We start from the raw sequence: 16,679 nt of genomic DNA on the forward strand, positions 1-16,679 counted from the left end.
ATTACAGTTTTATGATCAATTCAGCTTTTTTAAAACAGCGAGGATTGCGCCTTTTAATGGGACGAAAAACCTATCAAGAGTTATGTGAAAAACAATGGACTCTTTATGCAGGTCACAGTTCAATTTCTCCCCCTGCCATCTACTTACCCGGAGAACTTGATCAAGTAACAGGTGTTCCCGCAGAAACAACTTATGCAAAGGAATTGCAACGAATACAAGGAGGAATAACTGAACACGCAGCAACAATAGCTTATCGGTTGAGAGATGTACAAATCCACAATGGATATATTTATAAAGGCGCGATGAAAGTTCCTTTGACCACAACAAAAGAATCATGGTTTAATCACGGTGAAACAAAATATATTGCTGAAGCTGCACTCGCTTGTACGTTTTGTGGAAATCGTTACTTTGGTCATTGGATGACCGATGATGTTGTTTTGCATTGGGCAGCGAAACAATTAGCAACAGCCGTTAGAACGTCTCAGAAACTGAGCCCTAATCAAATCGAATATAGCCATCTTTTTGAGATCAATTCTACTCCTGTTACCCAAGCTAAATTTAACGAATTGATCATAATTCAAGATTATGCCCAAAATCAATTTAAACGGGAACGATATGAATCTATTCGGTCTAAAATTAAGTATCTCGGTTCGTCGTCAGTGAGTCCAGGTGTGATGTTATTACGGGGAAAGTCAGGCATTCAGCGATATCTCTGTAATGAGGATGAAGTTGCTGAATTTTTGAGAAGTCAAGGCTTTACTATTATTGACCCAGAAAAAACACCCGCGCGGGAAATTATACGTCAATCTCTAGGAACTAAAATTATTGTTGGAGTTGAAGGAAGTCAATTAGCCAATGGATTATTTACCGTCGCTCAAGATGGTGTTATATTGACGTTACAACCGCCTTATCGATTTAATAATGTCTACAAAGGTCGAGTAGATTGCTTAGGAATTAAATATGCTTTTGTTGTGGGTACACAGGTTGATCATGGATTTGAAATTAGTATAGAAAACTTGGCAAAAACCCTGGATTTAATTCATTCCAGACTAAGCTAAGAAATAAGCTAATGGGACTTAAACAAAAATATCGTAGGGGCGAGGTTACCTCGCCCCTACATGGGATTTGTATCCATTTCCCTACACCCCAGACCCATTTTTATCGACCGTATAATCGATTTAATTTCAACAATTGATCACTTAATTCCTGAGTCAATAATTCCGAACTTTCATAACGCCAACGCCAATTTCCAGCATTATCACGGGGATCATTCATGCGGGCACTATGTCCTAAACTCAGGATATCCTGGAGGGGAATAATCGCTAAACTGGCAACGGAACTTAAGGCTAAACGAATCATCACCCAGTTAATATTTGTGATTTCGTCGGGGGAAGAATACCCTAAATATTCAGCAAAATATTGTTTTTCTTGTGTATTAGCCGTTTCCCACCAACCGATAGCCGTATCATTATCATGGGTTCCCGTATAAACTAAACAATTTTGAACATAATTATGGGGAAGATGTACACTATTTGCATCCCCTCCAAAGCCAAATTGTAAGATTTTCATCCCTGGAAAATCATAATGATCTCGTAATTGTTCAACTTCCGGGGTAATAATTCCTAAATCTTCCGCTAAAACGGGTAAATCTCCCAGTGCTTGTTTCAGTAAATCAAAAAATTCATAACCGGGTGCTTTAATCCATTCTCCTTTGATTGCATTTTTTTCTCCCCCCGGAACACGCCAATAGGCTTCAAAGGCGCGAAAATGATCAATCCGTACATAATCTACATATTCTAAGGTCGTTTTAAATCGTTGAATCCACCAAGCAAATTTTGTTTTTTGCATGGCATCCCAATTATAGATCGGATTCCCCCAAAGTTGTCCAGTTTCACTAAAGAAATCCGGGGGAACTCCCGCAATATAGGTGGGTTCTAAGGTATCAGGATTTAGTTGAAATAGCTCAGAATTTGCCCAAACATCAACGCTATTGTGGCAAACATAAATAGAAATATCACCAATAATTTTAATTCCCTGTTCATTGGCATAATGGCGCAGATCTTCCCACTGCTTAAAGAATAAAAATTGCAGAAATTTTTGATATAATATCGGTTCTTGTAATTCTTCAGTTTTGGCTTTTAACGCATCAGGTTCTCGATGAGCTAAGGCAGGTTCCCAATAATTCCAAGCTTTGCTTTCGTGGGCTTCTAATAAAGCCATAAATAAGGCATAATCATTTAACCAAGCTGAATGTTTTTGGCAAAATGTTTCAAATTCAGTATCAGGTTGATGTTCTAATTGTTTTTTAAAGCGAGTGTAAGCTTTTTGAAGATATAAAGCTTTATGGGGAACAACAATTTCAAAATTAACTTTATGGGGATCTTTTCCCTCTAATGAAACAATTTCTTCAGCTTCTAATAATCCTTCTTGGACTAATCTTTCTAAATTAATCATTAAAGGATTTCCGGCAAACGTGCTATAATTCATAATATAAGGAGAATGTTCTTCTGCCGTTGGCCCTAGAGGTAAAATTTGCCACAATTTATAACCGCTACGCTTTAAAAAATCAATAAATTCATAAGCTGATTTTCCGAGATCTCCAATGCCATGTTGACTGGGAAAAGAGGTAGGATGGAGTAAAATTCCACTAGAACGCTGAAATAACATCACAATATTTTGCTAATTTTTCCTGTGGATAAAAATAACATAAATCCCAACCAATAACATCTTTCTAACGATAGGGAATTGCTAAACTGGGAATCAAAGGAAGCTAGATTCTCTGACAGACAGGTGTTAGAACCCATTTTAATCCCCAAATTGGCTGTTATGGATATTTGCTTAAACTTCCGGTTGCTGATTTCAGGAATTGATATGATTGAATCAGTAGTTTCTCAACTAACAACGATAGCAGCATCCCCTTTAGGACATGGTAAAATCAATGATCAAATTTCTTAATCTTTTCCATCCCTTTTTATTAACAGGTTGTTTGAGTATCGGGAATCTTGTTTTATCTTTATCCTCGGTTCAAGCTCAGGATGCAATTGATATTCCCGTTATTCAAGGAACTCCCGCCCAAACTTATACCCCAGGTGCTTGGCAACCTGTCGCTAGAATTAATCCTAATCAGCCTGTCACGGTGACAATTACTAATGAAACCGGATACAACTTAGAAACAGGATTAACGACGGGACAAATTAACACTCAAATCTCTCCGGGTGGCAGTTATACGATGAATAATGTTCCGAAAAATTCTGATCTTGTGATTAATTCTATAGGCAGGGCTGCCGTCCTTGACTATCGGATTGATGTACAGGATAATAGTGTTAATGTGACCGTAAAAACGGCTGCTGGTGTTGCAGGAGATAATGCGATTAATATCCAAAATACAGGCGCAATTTATATTTATTAATCGCTGTTTTTTTAACTGTAGAGTTTGGGGCATAACTGAACCTTAACGTTTAATGTTCGTTCAAAATACCTCAACTCTATCTAAAGAATTCATTCACTAGGATGAGGGAAAAACATAGGATTTTAGGCATACTATAGCCAAGCTGACTCAATAAACCCTTTGCCAAATACCAATATGAAACGTCTACATTATATCGGGATACTGGCAACAGTGATGATCGCCTTATCAATATTGCCCGGTATTGTTTATCGAATCTTTTTTTCATCTAAATCTACCATTCCGGCACAGGTTGATACACCCCATCATGCTGTTTCTCCCCAAGTTTTATGGCATCAGTAATTTAATTTTCACGGGGAGGTTGCAAACTTAACCTTCTTCAATCAGTTGACGATGGTACCTTTATTCGATATGAATATTAAATAAGAACCCATCAGGATGAGGACTTTTATTCTGCTGGGGGTAAGGATTGAACTGTTTTAGGAAATAGAAATGCGAATTTTAATCATGGGTGGAACCCGATTTATTGGGGTTTATTTAACGAAACTTTTAGTTGAACAAGGACATGATGTTGTTTTATTTAATCGCGGTAAAAAACCTGCACCTATTGAAGGACTTCAACAAATTCATGGCGATCGCACCGATGCAGCCCAAATTCAAGACAAATTAGCCCATGAAGAATTTGATGCTATTTTTGATAATAACGGACGAGAACTCAGTGATACCAAACCGTTAGCAGATTTATTCAAAAATCGGGTGAAACATTTTGTGTATATGAGTTCGGCGGGTGTTTATTTAAAATCCGATCAAATGCCTCATATTGAAGGGGATGCTACTGATCCCAAAAGTCGCCATTTAGGCAAATACGAAACTGAGAGTTATTTACAAGCTCAAAATTTACCTTGGACATCAATTCGCCCCACCTATATTTATGGGCCATTAAATTATAATCCCTTAGAATCTTGGTTTTTTGATCGCATTGTTAAAGATCGTCCTATTCCAATTCCTGGGAATGGATTTCATATTACCCAGTTAGGTCATGTGAAAGATTTAGCAACAGCAATGGCGGCAGTTTTAGGCAATGAAAAAGCTATTGGTCAGGTGTATAATATTTCTGGAGAACGTTATGTTACCTTTGATGGTTTAGCGAAAGCTTGTGCTGTTGCTGCGGGTAAATCCTTAGATTCTCTGCAACTGATTCATTATGATCCCAAACAGTTTGATTTTGGCAAACGTAAAGCGTTCCCGATGCGTGTACAACACTTTTTTGCGGATGTTCATAAAGCCATGCAAGATTTAAACTGGAAACCTGAATTTGATTTAATTTCTGGTTTAAAAGATTCGTTTCAAAATGATTATTTAGCCCGAAAACTCGACCAAGCAGATGTTGATTTTTCAACGGATGATGAGATTATAAAAGCAGAATGAGAAACCGGGTTTTTGCAGAATGCTTGATTGGAAAACGAAAAGCTAGGAGAAAAACCCGGTTTCTGAGCCCCTAACTAGAATAAGAAACCGGGTTTTTGCAGAATGCTTGATTGGAAATCAAAAAGTTAGAAGAAAAACCCGGTTTCTGAACCCCTAGCTAGAATAAGAAACCGGGTTTTTGTAGACAGCTTGATTGGAAAATGAAAAGCTAGGAGAAAAACCCGGTTTCTGAACCCCTAGCTAGAATAAGAAACCGGGTTTTTGTAGACAGCTTGATTGGAAAATGAAAAGCTAGGAGAAAAACCCGGTTTCTGGGCTCTTAAAGTTTTTGCTCTTGATATAGTTGTTTAAACAAACGTTGCTGTTGATTATGATCAACAATGGGTTGGGGATAACCGCAGGATTTGCGATCGCGAGATGATATTTTTCCTGTCACTAATTGTTCCGTTTCTAAAGACCTTAATTCGGGCAACCATTGACGAATATATTCCGCTTCAGGATCAAATTTTTGGGCTTGACTAGCCGGGTTAAAAATCCTTAACGGTTTTGGATCCATTCCACTCGATGCACTCCATTGCCATCCGCCATTATTAGAGGCTAAATCCCCATCAATTAAGGTTTGCATAAAATATTTTTCTCCCCATTGCCAATTAATAATTAAATCCTTGGTTAAAAAACTCGCAACGATCATCCGACAACGGTTGTGCATCCAGCCAATTTCCTGAAGTTGTCGCATCGCCGCATCAACAATGGGATATCCCGTTTTTCCCTCACACCAAGCTTGAAAATACTGTTCATTATTCTGCCAAGGAAAGGTTTTAAAAGGTTCTCGATAGGCGCCTAATTCCAATTCAGGAAAATGATATAAAGCGTGTTGATAAAATTCCCGCCAAGCGAGTTCCTGTTGCCAAGATTGTATTTGATTTCGGGTTTCATCACTGCGGCAATTTTCCATCGCTTCTATCGTTTTTTGCCAAACAATTCTAATACTAATCACCCCAAATTTTAACGCTGCACTCAGTTGAGACGTGCCATCAATAGCCGGAAAATTTCGCTGTTCATCATATTCATAAAGAGCGCGATCGCAAAATTCCTCTAATCGTTCTTGAGCCGCAATTTCTCCAGGTTCTAAAATTAAAAAATTATCCCAAATAAAGCCTAATTCTTTTGCAGAAGGTAGAGAAATCACCCCAATAGTTTTGGCTAATTCTTGTTCAGTTTCCGTTAAATTGATTAACGGTTTAGAGAATATAGGTTGAGGTTTCGCTTTAGGTTTCAGACTCCAATTGCGCCAAAAGGGAGTATAAACTTTATAAGGTTCTTGGGATTGAGTTAATATTTGATCAGGAGAATGAAGTAACTGATCCCAAGTTGTTTCTGTTCTAATTCCAATAGACTTTAAAGCTTCTGAAACGCTGTGATCGCGGTTTCTGGCAAAGGGTTCAATATCTAAATTAAAATAAACCGCTTTAGCCTTTAATTCCCTGGCTAATTTTGGAATAATTTCTTGAGGTTCTCCCTGTAAAATTAATAATTGACTGCCTAATTTTTTATATTCTTCTTGAAGAAATTGCAAACAGCCGATCATGTAAGTGACACGAACTGGAGCAATATCATCTCGGTTTAAAAGATTGGGATCTAAACAGAATAAACCAATGACTTTAGAACTTGATTGACAAGCTTTTGTTAAGCCTAAATTATCCTGTATTCTCAGATCTCGGCGATGCCAAAATAAAATTAAATCTTCCGCCATAGAATTAGATTTCGGTATAGAAACTGATTCTATTTTAACCGAAATCTATCTATATTATTCAGACTCAAGATTAAATTTTCAGATGGCGTTTAACTAATAGAAAACTAGAAATGGTTTTAGCATCCACAGGTTCACCGTCTAAAATCGCTTTTTCCAGTTCTTCAGGTGTCATTAACAGCGTATCAATATCTTCATCATCATCTTGTTCTGGAGGCGTTTCTAATTTCTCTAAATCTTGGGCTAAAAACACATAAATAATTTCATCGGAATAACCCGGTGCTAATATAAATTGCCCTAATTTTTGCCAGCGATGGGCACGATATCCGGTTTCTTCTTCGATTTCTCGTTTAACAGTTTCCGCCGGATCTTCATCCGGTTCAACGGTTCCTGCGGGGAATTCTAACGTGCGTCCTTCCACCGCAAATCGATATTGTTTAACTAAGACTAATTTTCCTTCAGGTGTGACAGGAATGACTAACGCTCCACCCGGATGACGAATACATTCCCAGTTTCCTTCTACTCCATTGGGAAGGCGTAAACGATTCACATCAAAATTGAATTTTCGTCCTCGATAAAACAGACGATTTTCTAAAATAGTTGGGGGTTCAGATCCGGGTTTTGTCATGATTTTGAAGCAGGTATAAAATAGGATAATTAAAGTTTTTTAACATCCGAACAATCAACGGTTTCTAACAGTTGAATGATGGTTTTTCCGGTGATTGGATCAACCCAATTCGGTGCTATTTCCGCTAGAGGAACTAAGACAAATGCTCGTTCTCTCATGCGAGGATGGGGAATTTCTAGCATTGGGGTTTCCCAGATTAAATCATCAAATAAAAGTAAATCTAGGTCAAGGGTTCTTGGCCCCCAACGTTCCCGACGGATGCGTCCAAGTTGGTTTTCAACAGCTAACAGGGTTTCCAAGAGATGATCGGGTTTAAGTTGAACATCCAGAATAGCACAACCATTAATATAATCCGGTTGCGGTGGCCCAATAGGGGCGGTTTGATACCAACTTGAACAGGATTTTACGTGAATATTAGGATTATTATTAAGAATATTTAATGCGGTTTCAACATTATTTTTAGAATTTCCTAAATTACTTCCTAATGCGATCGCAACGGGTGTTAATTTCATTTTATTGTTATGAATAAATCAAGGTTTAACATTGAAACTATAATTGATGCCTAATGTCAATCTATTTTAAACAACACTTAATATAAAATCTACTGTAGGGGCGAGGTCTCCTCGCCCTTAAACCTGAAATTAATTTCAAGGTAATTCTAGCTTAATGAACAAAATGACGAATTCCAGTAAATACCATGACTAATCCTAATTCGTTTGCCGCATTAATTGAATCTTGATCTCGCATACTCCCACCCGGTTGTACAATCGCCGTAATTCCTGCTGCTGCTGCGGTGCGAACGGAATCATCAAAGGGGAAAAAGGCATCACTTCCGAGAACACCTCCCTTAGCGTTTTCTCCGGCTTGTTTAAGCGCAATTTCAACGGAGCCAACACGGTTCATTTGTCCGGCTCCAACCCCCAAGGTTGTTTGATTTTTAGTCACAACAATGGCATTGGATTTAACGTGCTTAACCACTTTCCAAGCAAACATTAATTCTGCCAATTGTTCGGGAGTGGGTTGTTTTTCTGTTACAACTTTCCAGTTTGTTGATTGTTCCACCACATCATCGGCACTTTGAACTAAAAATCCCCCCGCAATAGGTTTAATAATTTCCTTTGGCCCTTGAGTGGCATCGGGTAAAATTAAGACTCGCAGGTTAGATTTCTTTTTGAGAATTTGAGCCGCTTCTTCATCACAACCCGGAGCAACAATACATTCTAAAAAGGTTTTGCTTAAGGCTTTGGCTGTATCTGAATCAATCGCTCGATTTAAGGCAACAATTCCCCCAAAGGCTGAAGTTGAATCGGCATTAAAGGCTTTTTCATAGGCTGTAACTAAGGTATCTGCAATAGCAACTCCACAGGGATTTGTATGTTTTAAAATTGCCGCCGCAGGTTGATCTGGAAACTCACAAATAATTCGTCTGGCCGCTTCTAAATCCACTAAATTATTATAACTTAACGGTTTACCCTGCAAAATTTGACCTGATGCCCAACCCGTCGGTTGAGTTCCAGTTTGATACCAAGCGGCGGCTTGATGAGGATTTTCACCATACCGTAAGGATTGAATTTGAGTTCCGGCTAACACAAAACTTTGGGGTAAAGGGGAATCTTCCCTGAGTTCTTGCTGTTCTAAATAAGCAGCGATCGCTCGATCATAAGCTCCCGTATGTTGAAAGGCTTTTAAAGCACAATGTTGACGAAATTCAAAAGAAATTTCTCCATTTTTTGTCCGAAATTCTTCTAAATAATTTCCATATTGTTCAGGGTTGCATAATACCGTTAAATGGGCATAATTTTTAGCCGATGCTCGTAATAAAGTCGGGCCACCAATATCAATATTTTCAATGGCTTCTGCTAAAGTTACATCAGGTTTAGCGATGGTTTGTTCAAAGGGATAAAGATTGACGACAACTAAATCAATGGGACGAATTTCATGGGTTTCTAATTCAGTCACATCTTGAGGCACATCTCGCCGTGCTAAAATCCCTCCGTGAATCCGAGGATGGAGGGTTTTAACTCGTCCCCCTAAAATTTCAGGAAATCCTGTATAATCTGAAACTTTTGTAACGGGAAGTCCCGCTTGTTTTAACGCCGTTGCTGTCCCGCCACTACTAATTAAATCAAATCCTAATTCTTCAACCAGACTTTTGGCAAACTCAATCAGTCCGCGTTTGTCAGATACACTCAATAAAGCTAAACGCGCCATTCAGAAAAACTCCCAAACTCAAAAAATCAACAGTTTACTATTGTGACACTTTAAGATCAATTTCTCTGGGCTATTTCATGATTCCTTCAGACAGAGGCGTGATCGTTTTTAACTCAATGACGACCCCGACACCACCTATCTCAAGAACCCAACTCGTAATCAGGGGATGTTTTAAGCGCGGCAACCCGCTAGAATATGTATATGTTCCCTCAGTTAGTTCGCTGAATCATGACGGCAGCTAGAATGCCTACTGCTTTAAGCGATGGGAGCCTATAAAATGGGAGTATAGATACTATCAAATTCACAAAATATAAAAAAATGCAAAGAAACTCTCGAAAATGGGTAGATTTGAGGTAACAATCGGTCGCTAACCTTGGTGTAGCCTACGCAGTCTGAGTTGAACTTAAATTTCACAAGCTGAAAGTATAAAGGATATGACTACAGTCATGATTGTCGATGATAGCATCTCCCTCCGAGAGATGATTGCCGAGATGTTGCGAAAAAGCGGTGTGGAGGTGATCTCAGCAGAAAATGGTGAGGATGCCTTAAAAAAAATTGAAGATATCAACCATCTGGATTTAGTGGTGTTAGATATTGTGATGCCTAAAATGAATGGCTATGAACTCTGCCGTCATATTAAAAAACACCCCAAAACCCAGAATGTTCCTGTGGTCATGTGTTCGAGTAAAAGCGAGGAATTTGATCGCTACTGGGGGATTAAACAAGGGGCCGATGCCTATATCTCGAAACCTTTCCATCCCCAAGAACTCATGAGTACAATCAAACAACTTCTACGCAAGTAAGGGGTTATCTCAACACTGACTGTTGAGAGGGGCTGTGGGCCTCACGCGGTGACAACCCCGTCAAAAACCCTGGCTAGAGGAAATGGAGCCAAATTGCGGTCAAAAAAGATGGGGTAGTATTCGGGAAAAAGCCCCATCAAGTCAAAATCAGTCCTCAATTTTATCAGTTCCATTTGGAACCTAAAGCGATGACTACAGATTGGGTAAATACGGTTGCAAGGCGTCTTTAGTAACCGCAATATTACAAGCTAACGCAATTTGTTCTTTTTCAATAATGCCAACAACTTGACGGGGCTGTTCACGAGTCACAACGGGTAACTGGGGTAAATCTCGCGCGGCCATGCGTTCTAAAGCTGCTTTTACAGGTTCATCTTCATAGGCGCAGAGGATTTCGGTTGTACAAACGGCCTTTAAGTTTTGCTGTCCTAACGCTAAAGATTCCTCCTGATTTGTGGCTTGAAAAATTGACCGACGGATATCTGTAACCGTTACTAATCCCGCTAATTGAGAGGTTTCATCTAAGATTAAAGCCGTATGACAATTGAGACGTACCATCACCGCACCCGCCTCTAAAATAGGCATTGAACAAGGAAGAGTTAAATAAGATTGACCCATGACTTCAGAAATCCGAATGGTTTGTAAGACTTCTAACTCATTGGGTCGTTCTAAATAAACCCCCATTTGTTGTAAATTTAATCCCGAATCTGATTGATTAGATTGCACCACATCGACAATTAAAACACTCACGCCCACCGCCGCCATTAACGGTAAAATAATTAAATAATTTTGTGTCATTTCAAATAACAATAAAATCGCCGTTAATGGTGCTCGCACACTTGCCGCTAATACGGCCGCCATTCCCACCATTGCATAAGCGGCTGGGGGTGCAATATCGGGTAAAAAGGGGTGTAATAAACCGGCTAAGGCTTGTCCATAGGTCGCGCCTAATGTTGCTCCAATAAACATCGCTGGCGCAAAAATTCCCCCGACTAATCCACTCCCTAAACTGACAGAAGTGGCAATAATTTTCAGAATTAATAAAATCATTAATAAATCTAAAGAAAATTGCCCTTCCTCTAATAAAGCTTGAATGGTTCCATAACCAGGCCCTAGAATATGGGGAAATTGAATCGCAATCATCCCGACAAATAATCCCCCTAACATCGGATGAACGGTGCGAGGAATTTTAGTTAAAAATAGGAAAGCGGGAATTTCGCCTCGAAAACAACGTTGAGAAAATTTAATCGCTTGGGTATAAGCTAAGGAAACAAAACTGGCTAAACATCCTAATCCTAAATAAAGTAATAATTCCCAATTGCTTCGGACTTCATAAATGGGAGGAGAAAAAGCTGGATGGTCACCCAAAACAATCCGAGCAACCACAGAAGAAACCACCGAAGCTAATAAGACTAAACCGACACCTGAAGCCGCAAAACTTGTGCCTAAAATCACTTCTAAGGCAAAGAAAACTCCCGCAATGGGGGCATTAAATCCCGCAGCTAATCCGGCGGCGGCTCCGGCTCCTAATAATAAGCGATAACGTTCTTTTGAAACTTGAAAAATTTGTCCTAAAATTGCCCCTAAATTCGCCCCTACTTCCACACTCGGCCCTTCCGGCCCCAAGGAAGCTCCTGAACCTAACGAAATCGCCGCCGCTAATAGTTTAATAAAGGGTCTTAAGGGGGAAATAATTTGGATTCTTTGGGTATTAATTAACGAAGAAATACCCTCGCCAAAAAATTCTTGATAACGACAGCGAATTAACCCCACAATTAAGCCGCCTAGGGGTGGAATTAAAGCAATTGTCCATAAACCCAAAGGCATCATTAACCCCATAAAATCTTCTAGGGTTAACCGTTGAAATAGTTCCACTAATTTGTGGAACAAAACCATAACTAATCCCGTTCCCCCGCCAATTAAGAGGGCAAACATTAAAATTAAAAATTGCGGGGGGGGCTGTAAACGGTTTAAGAGGCTGGTTAGGCGGTCAGAAACAGAAACAGAGGCGAGTTCAGTTTGCTGCGGGAGGACGCCCTCATTATTGGGCAGAGTAGTCGTCATTGATAGACCCACAATTATAATAATCTTTATAAAAGTTAAAACAAGTTCTAACGTTTGGGAGCATTAAAACCCAAAGAGGGTACTCATCCATAAAGGACAGGGACTCCAAATTTCATCGATTGGATACCCAAGACCATACAGAAAGGACATTCGCTACGGCGTCCGACCTGATGCTGATACCCGTCTTAGGCTTCTAATCTTAGTTATTCCAACTTGATCACTGATCACCCGTTTGAGGGGAAGGAAAAATCAAACACTCCTCTTCCTTCCTCTCTTTCAGTCCCAACGATCAGTTCTCAGTTGGACTTGACAAAGTTTGCAATATCGTTCGGTTAACCGAGACGATATCTGCTTAAAGTTGCCAACACTTGCTGAATTTTGTCTTGAGTACGGCTATTTCCCGTTTTTGATTCGTTAAAACCGAATTATCCCGGCGGCCGAATTCATTATCTTAGAATCAAAAGGCTGTAATCAAGCCTATATAAATAGTGTATCAAATAAAAGCGTTAATGGAGGTAACGATTATGCCGTTAGTCCGTTGGCAACCGTTCCAAGAAATTGATTCTCTGCAACGAGAAATGAATCGTTTGTTTGATAGTTTAGCCCTGCCCACCGAAAAAATGGGAATGTCCATCTTTCCTCCGGCGGAACTCCACGAAACACCCGATGCGGTTATCCTGAAACTGGAAGTTCCGGGCATAGACTCTAAAGATTTAGACATCCAAGTCAGTGCTGATGCGGTGGCGATTACGGGGGAACGAAAATCACAAATCCAAACGGAAGAAAAAGGCGTAACTCGAAGTGAATTCCATTATGGAAAATTCCACCGTGTGATTCCACTTCCGACTCGGATTCAAAACACCCAAGTTCAAGCTGACTATCAAGATGGAATTCTCAGCCTAACCTTACCGAAAGCAGAAGAAGAGAAAAACAAAGTCGTTAAGGTTACCTTAAATTAATCGAGGATTCAAGGATTAGTAATTGTTTAAGGTTTGGCTGGAATTAAGGACAAACAAAAAAGTCGGTAATCTCCGTCGAAATTTAAACGAGATTCGACTATAATAAAAAACAGGAAAGCGGATTTATGGAAATATTTCCGCTTTTCTTGATCTAAAGTACAATCCTAAATTTGAGGATAATAACATTGAATCCAAATGAATCAGAGTCCCAGTCTAAACCTTCAATTGAGATCGTGGAGGATGAATTTATGGCAAAATCCCAGCCCCAAAATAAAACATTTGATCAGATAATTCGTTATCTTTTTGTTGCTGTTTTAAGTGTTGTGTTAACCGTAACCAGCTTACAATTTTTTCCCAATTTTTTAGGAACTTCTGCCCAAGCTGAACCTATACAAACCGCAACTCAACCCCAACCTGTGGCTGCGGTTCCTAACCCGAATTCTGCCAGAAATTTTGTTTCGGCTGCGGTAAATCGAGTCGGGCCAGCCGTGGTTAGAATTGATACAGAACGCACCATTTCTGCCAATATTCCTGATCCTTTTTTTGATGATCCTTTTTTCCGGCGTTTCTTTGGGGAAGGAATGCCTCAAATGCCCCAAGAATATCAACAACGGGGACAAGGTTCGGGGTTTATTGTTGATAGTAGTGGGATTATTTTAACTAATTCCCATGTCATTAAAGGCGCGGATAAAGTTACCGTTACCCTTAAAGATGGTCGTCAATTTCAAGGGGAAGTTCGAGGCAGTGATGACCCTTCTGATTTAGCCGTTATTAAAATTAATGGGAATAATTTACCCGTTGCTCCCTTGGGGAATTCCAGTGAAGTTGAAGTGGGAGATTGGGCGATCGCATTAGGAAATCCGTTAGGATTAGATAATACCGTTACCTTGGGAATTGTTAGTACCTTAAATCGACCCAGTTCTCAAGTCGGAATTCCTGATAAACGATTAGATTTTATTCAAACTGATGCGGCTATTAATCCAGGGAATTCTGGGGGGCCGTTATTAAATGATAGAGGGGAAGTCATTGGCATTAATACCGCTATTCGCGCTGATGGTCAAGGGATTGGATTTGCCATTCCCATTGATGCCGCTAAAAGCATTCAAGCCGCGTTAGTGCGAGGGGAAAAAATTGCTCATCCTTATATTGGCATTCGCATGGCAACCTTAACGGCTGATATGGCAAAAAAACTCAATCAAGACCCCAATTCTTTAATGTTAATTCCCGAAGTCAATGGGGTATTAGTCGTCCAAATTATGCCTAATAGTCCAGCCGCAAATATGGGTTTGCGTCGGGGGGATGTGATTACAGAAATTGATGGACAAGCCATTACCAGTGCTGACCAATTACAGCGTTTAGTTGAAAAAAGCAAAATTGGTCAACCCCTAAAAATCACGCTCCATCGTGGACAAAAAATCGAACAAATTTCAGTGCGTCCGGGTCAATTGAATGAAGAAGCACTGCGATAAACTGTCGGCTTTACCCCCAAAATTTAGGAATTGAAGACAGGTATCGCCTATCCTACAGAAAAAAATGCACCCTTCCTGAATACAGTTGCAGGAAGAGTGCATTTGTCAGGAGAAAACCTTAAAATAATTAATAAAAATTTAAACAATCAAGAAAGTTCAAGTTAATAGCTTAGACCCGAATTAACTTGATCATTGATGAAATCTAACTCTGAGGCTTTTCTGGGTTTCGCAGCAGCATTCTTCTTCAGTTTGTCTATTAGCAAAGCCGATCTATCTAATTATAATCAATTTATTCCGTTTTGAACCAGAAGATGGAACCCAAGACAGATGCAACGGTAAAGATAGGTTAAGAAAAAAGACGAATCAAAAAACGTATAAGAATTATGTAAAAGTAGCATAAGCTAATTTGATATTAATCGGTTTTGGCGCTAAAATCAAAGAGAGTAGTGAAATCGTTCATCTTTTGGTAGTCTTCTAATCCTCGAATACCAAAAAGACTACTAGAAGACGGAAGTAGGGAGTTCTCCCGAAGGAACGCGCCTGTTTTCACTGCGAGTTGAAACAGGAGGCGAAAAACCATGACTTTGAGTAAAGAACGTGTGCGCGAAACTTCCGCATCGGATATTCCGACCAGTGAAAGTTTCGATTTCGATTTGTGGGCAATAAAAGTGAAACGTCAGCTAATTGCGGCTCTCAATCACCAACTGGCTCCCGAACTTTCTCAGAACGACGCTCAAACAACCCCTTCCCAATTATCAGGAATTAAAGGTTGAGGAAAATAGCTAATCCCAATTAATCGGGTTTTATCCTATTTTCTAATTCAATAATATTATTTGTAGGGGCGACTCATTTGTCGCCCTTACCTGTATTGAGACTGGCTATTTAGAAACCGGGTTGCTGAGGTTTTTTTTGAGTTCTGAAGTCAGAAATTGTTCGACGGTTTGCCAATATTGTTCCCCTCCCACCTGTCTAACATTATTATGACCTGCACCGGAAACAATTAACAGTTGTTTGGGTTCTATTGCGGCGGTGAATAAAGCTTCAGTCATAGACTGAGGAATTAACTCATCTTCTGTTCCATGAGTAAATAATATTGGCATTTTTAAAAGGGGAACTTTAGCCAGAGAATCAAATCGTTGAGTTAAAATTAAATTAATCGGAAACATCCAATATTTCTTTTTATAATTAACCATTTGTTGAATATTAGTAAAAGAGCTTTCAATAATTAATCCAGCTATTTCAGGATGGTTTAAAGCTAAATTAATCGCGATCGCTCCTCCTAAAGAATGACCAAAAACATAAATATTATGGGGATTGATTTGACGTTTATTTACTAAATAGTTCCAAGCCGCTTCTACATCCTCATAAACGTTTTTTTCAGAAGGAAAGCGGTTTGTACTGCGTCCATAGCCTCGATATTCTACTAATAAAACCGATAATCCCATTTGGTTAAATTGTTGAGCATAACCCACATTTGCTCCAATATTATTGCGGTTTCCATGTAAATCAATAATCACTTTTTCGGAATTAAATTTACTAGGAACCCACCAGCAATGTACTGTTTCTACTTTTCCAGAAGGGATAGGAATTTTTAACTCAATATTTTCATACGCTAAACCCACATCATCCGGGGTGATGGAAATCAGACGAGAGGGAAAAAAAATAAATCGAGTTTGTCGTAAAAACAGGAATAAACAAGCACAAAAATAGGCGATCGCACCAATAGCTAAAACAATTAATCCTAATTTAAACAGAGCCGTTAAAATAATATTTAACATCGTTTTATCCCCTCAGCTTTTAATTAAATTTTCTTCTTTAAATCTCTATTTCCTGTCTTAAAAAAGCAAGGTTAAAAAGATAAAAGAAAACTTCCTTTCCACACAACTTTATTCTTTACGGTTTAAATCAACTCATTTCCGTTTAATTTCAGGAAATTTTCTACACTGATCTACCCAGGGTTATCC

Annotated in this window: 16 protein-coding genes and 1 riboswitch; of the genes, 9 read left to right on the plus strand and 7 right to left on the minus strand. The window is 39.2% G+C overall.

Annotated elements, in window-relative coordinates; translation table 11 throughout:
• The first annotated feature begins 11 nt into the window (after positions 1 to 11).
• Complete coding sequence (locus H6G57_RS00370; RefSeq protein WP_190515113.1) at positions 12 to 1,058, plus strand: glycosyltransferase 61 family protein; 1,047 nt, start codon at positions 12 to 14, stop codon at positions 1,056 to 1,058.
• Positions 1,059 to 1,158: 100 nt separating this feature from the next.
• On the opposite strand, the gene malQ is transcribed toward H6G57_RS00370, so the two are convergent.
• Positions 1,159 to 2,667: a 4-alpha-glucanotransferase gene (gene malQ / locus H6G57_RS00375; protein WP_190516246.1), complete on the minus strand. Its 1,509-nt coding sequence runs from the start codon at positions 2,665 to 2,667 to the stop codon at positions 1,159 to 1,161.
• A 159-nt stretch (positions 2,668 to 2,826) separates the two neighbouring features.
• On the opposite strand from malQ, the gene H6G57_RS29340 reads away from it, so the two are divergent.
• The 4 genes from H6G57_RS29340 to H6G57_RS00390 all read left to right on the plus strand — a co-directional run bounded on the left by H6G57_RS29340 (position 2,827) and on the right by H6G57_RS00390 (position 4,834).
• Positions 2,827 to 2,955 (plus strand): hypothetical protein, encoded by a 129-nt coding sequence (locus H6G57_RS29340; protein WP_255528316.1) that lies wholly within the window; start codon positions 2,827 to 2,829, stop codon positions 2,953 to 2,955.
• Positions 2,939 to 3,409, plus strand: a complete 471-nt coding sequence (locus tag H6G57_RS00380) for a hypothetical protein (RefSeq protein ID WP_190515114.1) — start codon at positions 2,939 to 2,941, stop codon at positions 3,407 to 3,409. The genes H6G57_RS29340 and H6G57_RS00380 overlap by 17 nt, the downstream gene beginning before the upstream one ends.
• A gap of 174 nt (positions 3,410 to 3,583) precedes the next feature.
• Positions 3,584 to 3,748: a hypothetical protein gene (locus H6G57_RS00385; RefSeq protein ID WP_190515116.1), complete on the plus strand. Its 165-nt coding sequence runs from the start codon at positions 3,584 to 3,586 to the stop codon at positions 3,746 to 3,748.
• 150 nt (positions 3,749 to 3,898) lie between these two features.
• Positions 3,899 to 4,834 carry an NAD-dependent epimerase/dehydratase family protein gene (locus H6G57_RS00390; RefSeq protein ID WP_190515118.1) on the plus strand — a complete coding sequence of 312 codons (936 nt, stop codon included), beginning with the start codon at positions 3,899 to 3,901 and terminating at the stop codon, positions 4,832 to 4,834.
• A 319-nt stretch (positions 4,835 to 5,153) separates the two neighbouring features.
• On the opposite strand, the gene H6G57_RS00395 is transcribed toward H6G57_RS00390, so the two are convergent.
• The 4 genes from H6G57_RS00395 to purH all read right to left on the minus strand — a co-directional run bounded on the left by H6G57_RS00395 (position 5,154) and on the right by purH (position 9,423).
• The gene (locus H6G57_RS00395; protein ID WP_190515119.1) at positions 5,154 to 6,587 is read right to left on the minus strand and encodes an FAD-binding domain-containing protein; all 1,434 of its coding nucleotides are present in this window, start codon (positions 6,585 to 6,587) and stop codon (positions 5,154 to 5,156) included.
• Positions 6,588 to 6,657: 70 nt separating this feature from the next.
• Positions 6,658 to 7,212, minus strand: coding sequence for an NUDIX hydrolase (locus tag H6G57_RS00400; RefSeq protein ID WP_190515121.1), 555 nt, complete (start codon positions 7,210 to 7,212; stop codon positions 6,658 to 6,660).
• A 29-nt stretch (positions 7,213 to 7,241) separates the two neighbouring features.
• Complete coding sequence (folK, locus tag H6G57_RS00405) at positions 7,242 to 7,724, minus strand: 2-amino-4-hydroxy-6-hydroxymethyldihydropteridine diphosphokinase (RefSeq protein WP_190515122.1); 483 nt, start codon at positions 7,722 to 7,724, stop codon at positions 7,242 to 7,244.
• A gap of 151 nt (positions 7,725 to 7,875) precedes the next feature.
• Positions 7,876 to 9,423, minus strand: a complete 1,548-nt coding sequence (gene purH, locus H6G57_RS00410) for a bifunctional phosphoribosylaminoimidazolecarboxamide formyltransferase/IMP cyclohydrolase (RefSeq protein ID WP_190515125.1) — start codon at positions 9,421 to 9,423, stop codon at positions 7,876 to 7,878.
• 434 nt (positions 9,424 to 9,857) lie between these two features.
• On the opposite strand from purH, the gene H6G57_RS00415 reads away from it, so the two are divergent.
• Positions 9,858 to 10,226, plus strand: coding sequence for a response regulator transcription factor (locus tag H6G57_RS00415; RefSeq protein WP_190515126.1), 369 nt, complete (start codon positions 9,858 to 9,860; stop codon positions 10,224 to 10,226).
• Between the two features lie 192 nt (positions 10,227 to 10,418).
• Here H6G57_RS00415 and H6G57_RS00420 read toward each other — a convergent pair whose 3' ends face one another.
• Complete coding sequence (locus H6G57_RS00420; protein WP_190515128.1) at positions 10,419 to 12,287, minus strand: chloride channel protein; 1,869 nt, start codon at positions 12,285 to 12,287, stop codon at positions 10,419 to 10,421.
• A gap of 524 nt (positions 12,288 to 12,811) precedes the next feature.
• Between H6G57_RS00420 and H6G57_RS00425 the strand changes: the two genes are divergently transcribed.
• The 3 genes from H6G57_RS00425 (at position 12,812) to H6G57_RS00435 (ending at position 15,488) form a co-directional block, all read left to right on the plus strand.
• Positions 12,812 to 13,246, plus strand: a complete 435-nt coding sequence (locus H6G57_RS00425; RefSeq protein WP_190515130.1) for an Hsp20/alpha crystallin family protein — start codon at positions 12,812 to 12,814, stop codon at positions 13,244 to 13,246.
• A gap of 248 nt (positions 13,247 to 13,494) precedes the next feature.
• On the plus strand, positions 13,495 to 14,715 hold the full coding sequence (locus tag H6G57_RS00430; RefSeq protein WP_190515131.1) for an HhoA/HhoB/HtrA family serine endopeptidase: 1,221 nt from the start codon (positions 13,495 to 13,497) through the stop codon (positions 14,713 to 14,715).
• A gap of 451 nt (positions 14,716 to 15,166) precedes the next feature.
• Positions 15,167 to 15,256, plus strand: a riboswitch (Glutamine riboswitch).
• Positions 15,257 to 15,293: 37 nt separating this feature from the next.
• On the plus strand, positions 15,294 to 15,488 hold the full coding sequence (locus H6G57_RS00435; RefSeq protein ID WP_190515133.1) for a hypothetical protein: 195 nt from the start codon (positions 15,294 to 15,296) through the stop codon (positions 15,486 to 15,488).
• A gap of 105 nt (positions 15,489 to 15,593) precedes the next feature.
• Here H6G57_RS00435 and H6G57_RS00440 read toward each other — a convergent pair whose 3' ends face one another.
• A complete protein-coding gene (locus H6G57_RS00440) occupies positions 15,594 to 16,493 on the minus strand; it encodes an alpha/beta hydrolase (protein WP_190515135.1) in 900 nt (299 codons plus the stop codon).
• Positions 16,494 to 16,679: the final 186 nt, after the last annotated feature.

This window comes from Planktothrix sp. FACHB-1365, assembly GCF_014697575.1.
GTDB lineage: Bacteria > Cyanobacteriota > Cyanobacteriia > Cyanobacteriales > Microcoleaceae > Planktothrix.